Annotated in this window: 2 pseudogenes; one reads left to right on the forward strand and one right to left on the reverse strand. The window is 63.8% G+C overall.

Annotated elements, in window-relative coordinates:
* Positions 1–191 (forward strand): annotated as a pseudogene (locus EN874_RS33730) (IS110 family transposase); the annotation flags it as partial.
* 85 nt (positions 192–276) lie between these two features.
* Here the strand turns inward: EN874_RS33730 and EN874_RS19000 are convergent.
* Positions 277–497, reverse strand: a pseudogene (locus tag EN874_RS19000) (5-aminolevulinate synthase); the annotation flags it as partial.

Below are 497 nucleotides of genomic sequence, written 5' to 3' on the forward strand. Positions count from 1 at the left end.
GCCGATCGCGTGTGCGCCGTGCCCTCTACATGGCGGCACTTAGTGCCATCCGAACCTGTGACCGCTTCAGAGCCTTCTACACCGACCTCGCAGCCCGCTCAGGCTCCAAGAAACTGGCCATCATCGCCGTCGCAAGAAAGCTCCTGGTCGTCCTCAACGCCATCATCCGCGACAAAACAGCCTTCGCCTGAACACAGTTGCCTGTCGTGACTTGGAGCATCGCAGCGTTGGAGAGCAAGAACACCGATGGGCGGAGCACCACGTGCCCCAATGGCTTCAACCGCCCGACTTCGGCACCAGCAGGGGAATGATGCGGTCGCTCTTGGCGACGGCCGGCCGACCGGAGGTGGCATAGGGGATGCCGAGCGCATCCCAGGTCTCGACCAGCGCATCCTGCAGTTCGGCGATCAGCGCGTCGGAATGGAACGGCGTCGGCGTGATGCGCAGCCGCTCGGTGCCGCGCGGCACCGTCGGATAGTTGATCGGCTGGATGTAGA

It is taken from the genome of Mesorhizobium sp. M1D.F.Ca.ET.231.01.1.1, assembly GCF_003999155.2.
Classification (GTDB): Bacteria; Pseudomonadota; Alphaproteobacteria; order Rhizobiales; family Rhizobiaceae; genus Mesorhizobium.